Origin of the sequence: Alsobacter soli (assembly GCF_003004785.1) — a bacterium.
Classification (GTDB): Bacteria; Pseudomonadota; Alphaproteobacteria; order Rhizobiales; family Beijerinckiaceae; genus Alsobacter; species Alsobacter soli.
On record NZ_PVZS01000063.1, the window covers coordinates 1 to 5,605 of the forward strand.

The 5,605-nt window shown below is 56.5% G+C and carries 5 protein-coding genes; 2 read left to right on the top strand and 3 right to left on the bottom strand.

The genetic code is table 11. The annotated features are described in order from the left end of the window. Positions 1–632 (bottom strand): mannose-1-phosphate guanylyltransferase (locus tag SLNSH_RS24155; protein WP_245422469.1); only part of this gene is annotated, 632 nt, incomplete at its 3' end. A 680-nt stretch (positions 633–1,312) separates the two neighbouring features. Here SLNSH_RS24155 and asnB point away from each other — a divergent pair. Then, positions 1,313–3,184 carry an asparagine synthase (glutamine-hydrolyzing) gene (gene asnB / locus SLNSH_RS24160; protein WP_106340827.1) on the top strand — a complete coding sequence of 624 codons (1,872 nt, stop codon included), beginning with the start codon at positions 1,313–1,315 and terminating at the stop codon, positions 3,182–3,184. Between the two features lie 9 nt (positions 3,185–3,193). Beyond that, on the top strand, positions 3,194–4,258 hold the full coding sequence (locus tag SLNSH_RS24165) for a glycosyltransferase family 4 protein (RefSeq protein WP_106340829.1): 1,065 nt from the start codon (positions 3,194–3,196) through the stop codon (positions 4,256–4,258). Between the two features lie 19 nt (positions 4,259–4,277). Here the strand turns inward: SLNSH_RS24165 and SLNSH_RS24170 are convergent, their stop codons facing one another. Then, positions 4,278–4,757 (bottom strand): glycosyltransferase, encoded by a 480-nt coding sequence (locus SLNSH_RS24170; RefSeq protein ID WP_106340831.1) that lies wholly within the window; start codon positions 4,755–4,757, stop codon positions 4,278–4,280. Then, positions 4,754–5,155, bottom strand: coding sequence for a glycosyltransferase family protein (locus SLNSH_RS25640; protein ID WP_106340833.1), 402 nt, complete (start codon positions 5,153–5,155; stop codon positions 4,754–4,756). Before SLNSH_RS25640 ends, SLNSH_RS24170 begins: the two co-directional genes overlap by 4 nt. Between the last annotated feature and the right edge of the window lie 450 nt (positions 5,156–5,605).

Sequence of the window (5,605 nt, forward strand, 5' to 3'; positions counted from 1 at the left end):
CGCAGGAAGTCGAGGTCGCGCTTGGCGTTGGCCACCGCGGCTTCCGCCGCCCGTCGCATGTCGGGGGCGAGCATGGCGAGTTCGTCCAGCATCACGTCGGCCCGGAACAGGAAGTTGCCGCTGTTCCACAGGAAGCCTTGCTCGACGTAGCGCTCGGCCGTCGCCTGGTCGGGCTTCTCCACGAAGGCCTCCACGGTGAGCGCCTCGCCCGAGCCCGTGGCCTTGCCGGCACGGATATAGCCGTAGCCCGTCGCGGGCGCCGTCGGCCGCACGCCGAGCGTCATGACATAGCCGTCCTGGGCGCCCTTGGCCGCGCCCTCGCAGGCGTCGCGAAAGGCCTCGCCGTCCGGGATGTAGTGGTCCGAGGGCAGCACCAGCATTAATTGGCCGCGATCCCGCTGCGCCCCGAGCACGGCCGCAACGGCGATCGCCGGCCCGGACTCCCGCGGCTGCGGCTCCAGCACGATCTCGGCTTCGACCCCGATCTCGCGCAGCTGCTCGGCCACCACGAAGCGGAACTCGTCGCTGGTCACCACGATGGGCGGCCCGAAGAGCTCCGGGTCCGACACCCGCAGGACGGTCTCCTGGAAGGTGGAGCGCTCGCCCGTGAGCGGAATGAACTGCTTCGGCATGCTCTTGCGCGAAGCTGGCCACAAGCGTGTGCCGGAGCCTCCGCAGAGAATGGCGGGCGCGATTGTCAACTTCATTGTGAAACACCATGCCCGATCATCAGTGGATACTAAATCGATCTAACCGGAAATGCAGTTTAAATCTAGCGAGATGCCGAGGCCTTCCCCAAACGCTCTCGTTGAACGGCTTCAGCGAGTCCGACAGCTGAATCGCAGCTCGTAAGTCTTAGGCCATGTGTATCACTGCTCCAGTGGATTTGCAGCTGCTGCCTAGCTCAGTCGGGCCAGCTTCGCATGTTTAACCCCAATCTCGTCGCACTTGCGCGCGACAGGTCGAACGGCTTAAGAACGGGCCCTGAACACGAAGAGTCTGCAGGGGTGATCTATCCGCATGTCGGCAGGCCAAATCGGAGCGGGCTCATTAACGTTGTCTTGCCAGCCGAGCACGAGCCAGCCCGCATCGAGTGCGCTGGTGAGCATAGGGCCAGCTCGCTTCGTGTGAAGTCGAATGTATTTCGTGGGTCAGCCGTGCTGGTCTGCTCAGAGCCTGCGCGCTTCAAAGGTGACTGGTGTCATCGGCGGCCTGCACCCCAATGGCCCGAACAGATGGATTTACATCGCCAAGCGGGAAGGGCACCGCAATTCGATCGCCTTGCGTGTCGCAATGAACGGGACGGCTTACGATGTGTGGAATTTTTGGTTGGATCTTGAGAACTCGAGCCAAGCAGACGGAACGCTTGCTCCAAGGTCTACGCGATGAACTGGCGCACCGCGGACCGGATCAGGCGGGTCATGTTCTCACGAATTTGGGTGACAAGTGGCAAATCGGTCTCGCTCACCGGCGCTTATCCATTATCGATCTTGCCGCGGGTGCTCAGCCCATGGAATCGCATGATGGAAAATATGTGATCATCTACAATGGAGAAATATATAACTACCGCGAGATCAAGGAAGAGTTAATTGGGTCCGGTCATTGTTTTCGCACGGATTCTGACACGGAGGTGTTCATCGAGTCTTTCAGGCGCTGGGGCACTCGGTGTTTCAATAAGTTCAGGGGTATGTTCGCCGCGGCCATATTCGACAAAACGGAGAATCGAGTAATTCTTTGTCGCGATCACTTCGGGAAGAAGCCGCTGTTCTATTTCAGCGGAGAAGAAGGAATCGTGTTCGCCTCAGAGATAAACGCCCTGCTAAAAGCGCCATACGTGGACAAAGCAATCGACTGGGCTGCGCTTCAGGAATATTTGCAGAACAGGTATGTGTCAGGCCCTCAAACGTTTTTCACTGGGGTAAAAAAGCTTCCAGCGGGATCGTTTGCAATCTGGTCAGATGGTGAACTAACCATTTCCCAGTTCTATAGGCCACCGGTGGCGCAATCAGAGCCGAAGCGGATCTCTCTCGAAATTGCTGCTGGACAATTTTCAGAGCTTTTTCAGGACGCTGTCCGGCTGAGGATGAGAAGCGATGTAAGCGTCGGCGCCTTCCTTTCGGGCGGAGTGGATTCGTCGGCCGTTGTTGCAACAATGGCCGGATTCACAAGTACGCCAGTGAAAACTTACTCGGTTGGATTTCCGCAAGAGCGGTTTAGTGAGTTAGCGCACGCGAAGGAAGTGGCTGCCGCCTTTGGTTGCGACCACCACGAGTTGATGTTGGAAGAAGAAGATTTCATCGAAAACTGGCCAAAGGCCGTCTTGCACCGGGGAGCTCCGCTATCGGAAACGGCTGATATTCCAATCTTTCTTCTTTCGAGAGAGGCGAAAAAATCCGTAACCGTCGTTTTGACCGGGGAAGGCGCCGACGAGGTTTTTGCAGGCTACCCGAAGCATCGGGCCGAAAGGTGGGCGGACTGGTATCAGCGCCTTGTTCCGCCCGGCTTGCACTCCACATTCCTCGACCCAGTCTCTGCTCGCCTTCCCGAATCGGCGTCTCGGCTCGCGACATTGCTCTCTGCCTTTGGAGAGCGATCACCTGGGCAGCGCATGTTTCGCTGGTTCGGGAACATGTCTGAGCGAGAGCGAGAGGCGCTCTATCGTGGGCCAGCTGTTAGCTTGCCCGCAAAGGTCGCGCCCTCTGAGGTAAGTGGATCATCATTGCGAAGAGTGCTGCTTTTTGACCAGGTATCCTGGCTCCCAGACAACCTGTTGGAGCGTGCTGACAGAATGATGATGGCTTGGTCAATCGAAGGGCGAATGCCCTTCATGGACACTGAGATTGCCAAGTTTGCAGCTGGAATTCCTGATCATCTTCACCTTCAGCATAGGCGCGGCAAGACGGTGCTGCGTGAGGCGATGAAGAACGTCATACCTCGTCATTTGCTGGAACGCAGAAAGGTCGGCTTCCGTGTCCCTGTGCATCTCTGGATGCGTCACAGATTGAGAAAGCCTCTGACAGACATGTTGTGCAGCGGTGATTCCATTGTACGGTCCTTTTGCAACCCAGTTTTTGTCGACAGGGTTGTCGCTGAACATTTAGAGGAACAAAAAAATCACGAAAAGCTCCTTTGGGGGCTACTCAATCTTGAGATATTCCTGCGAGAGTTCAGGCCGTCCATGTGAGTTGCGGAAATGAACAAGAGAGTTATTCATATTGGGCCTGGTCTGAACCAGCCAGGTGGAATGACGTCGGTTCAGGCATTTCTGTTGTCACTACCTTTCGATGGTTACATTCAGAGCCATGTAAGCACGTTCTCCGAGGGAAGTGCGGCGGTTAGGCTTGCAGCGGCTCTGAGAGGCTTGGCTAAAATTGCTCTCTCTGGTTGGAGCCAAGACTTGGCGCATGTGCACGTCTCATTCAACGGTAGCGTTTGGAGAAAGATGGCAGTCACTGCGCTGCTGCGTGCCTACGGAGTGCCATACGTAATTCACGCGCATGGCAGTGACTTTGCCGAATTCTGGGACGAGCAACGAGCGCGACAAGGAGCCATCAGGCGTTGGCTCAACTCTGCGGCATGCGTCATTGTTCTGTCTTCGAGTTGGAAAAGGTTTTACGCGGATGTCGTCGGGGTCGAACCCGGAAAAATCCGAGTCGTCCCGAATGCCGTGAAGACAGGGGCGGCCAGAAAAGCGGCAACAAGGCGCGAGGTTGTAATCGTTAGTCTCGGTCGATTGTGCGACAGGAAGGGCACATGGGACCTCATTGATGCGTTTGGGGTGGCAGCGAAGTCAGTCTCATTTCCTCTGCGCCTCGTCCTGGCAGGCGATGGCGAACTGGAGAAAGCGCGCGCACTCGTGGCTTCCCATGATTTGCATGGCGTGGAGATCGCGGGCTGGTTGGACGAGCGCAATCGGAATGAACTGCTGGCCGAGGCCGATATATTCGCTTTACCGAGCTACAGAGAGGGCGTTCCGGTTGCAATTCTAGAGGCGCAGGCGGCGGGTTTGCCTGTAATTACATGTCCGGTGGGCGGCATTCCAGAGATAATAACTCAAGGAGTCACGGGGGTCATGGTGCCTCCGGGCGACAAAGCATTACTTGCTGAAGCGATCCGCTGGTTGGCAGCGGACAGTGTTGCCCGCCATAGCATCGGCAAGGCTGCGCGCGAGAGGGTAGCCGTCGAAAACTCGGAGAGCCGCGTCAAGTCGGATCTCCAGGGCATATATGATGGCATTCTGGCCAGGAAACAACGATAGATGTCGTCTTTCTGACGCTTCATTGAAATATGAAGTCCTGAATGGTTTTGATCAGGCTCGGGTTTGCATCGCAGGATATTGGGGAGCGGCTCTCCCGCCCGCAGACCAATCTGTCCATCTTTGCTATGAGTTCTTGCTCGTCGAACGCAACCTCGATGGAGTTGGACGGCGCGAAGTTGCGTGCGGTGCCCAACTGGTGTTCGTTTCGGTGCTCGCCTAAGCATGCCCGTCGTGGCATGACTAGTATTGGCTTTCCCTTTTCCAGGGCTGTTATGATAGTTCCCATGCCGGCATGCGAAACGATAAGATCGGCAGATTCAACGCACCGAGTGAATTCCTGGGGCGATAAGAACGATTGCATGCGGATGCGTTTGGCAGTGTATCCTGTGTCGCCGCATTGAGCAAAAACGTCATTCTCGCCGCGGGAATCTGCCCATGAATCGATGGCCCGGATTAACCGGTCAAATGGCATCTGAGTGCCAACAGCAACGAAGATCAAACCACTGCTCCGACGTAATTTGGCCCATTGTCGTTCGCTAAGTGCGGCCACTGTGTCAGCCAGAGATCCGCGTGCTTGCCTATCTTCTGGCCGGAGGTGGACAGTTGATCGACGTTGGCGATGCTATCAACCCAAATAGTGCGCGCCTTGAATAGCAGGCGAGCCAGCCGGATGGCTATGTAGCCTGGAGCAGCACCTGTTGAGATAACATATTGGGGCCGCTCCTTGAGCACTATGCGGAAGAGTTGCAAGGTCATTGCAACTAGTCCGAGTTTGCTGCTCAAAGAGGCGTCGCGCACCGCATAAAACCGACCGTCTTGGACATCAGCCTCGTGGTCGGGATTCGTTGAGACGAAAGCTACAGACGCACCCGAGAGAGCGGGACGAAGCCGACCCATTTGGATCCAGTGGCCCCCAGTGGAAGCCACTGCTAGCACCCGCGGCCCCTTCTTGCATTCTGACTTTTCTGCCACGACGCCCCCGCTGTGGTTGACAACCGTGTTCTCCCTTACCGGACGGAGCACCCGGCAAGGCTGTGCGACACAGTTAATGCGGCCATGCCGAGTCTTAACATGCGTTAGGGCGACCCGACAATGCTAAACTTATCGTGATTGGCTGTGTTGAGCAAAGGATAATTATTAGCTGCTAATTTCAATTGCGTGAATGGGCCGGACATGGCACGCGATCCCTTCTCCAACGCTGTCCGATGTGGAGCCGGTGTGCTGAAACTGGTGCTTAGATGGCATGAAGTCAGTCTCCAAACGACACAGCGATGTTCCACTAGGATGGTCCATGTTCCCCAAGCCCGTTCCGGCCCTTTCCGTCAACACCTACGGCTACGAGACCCT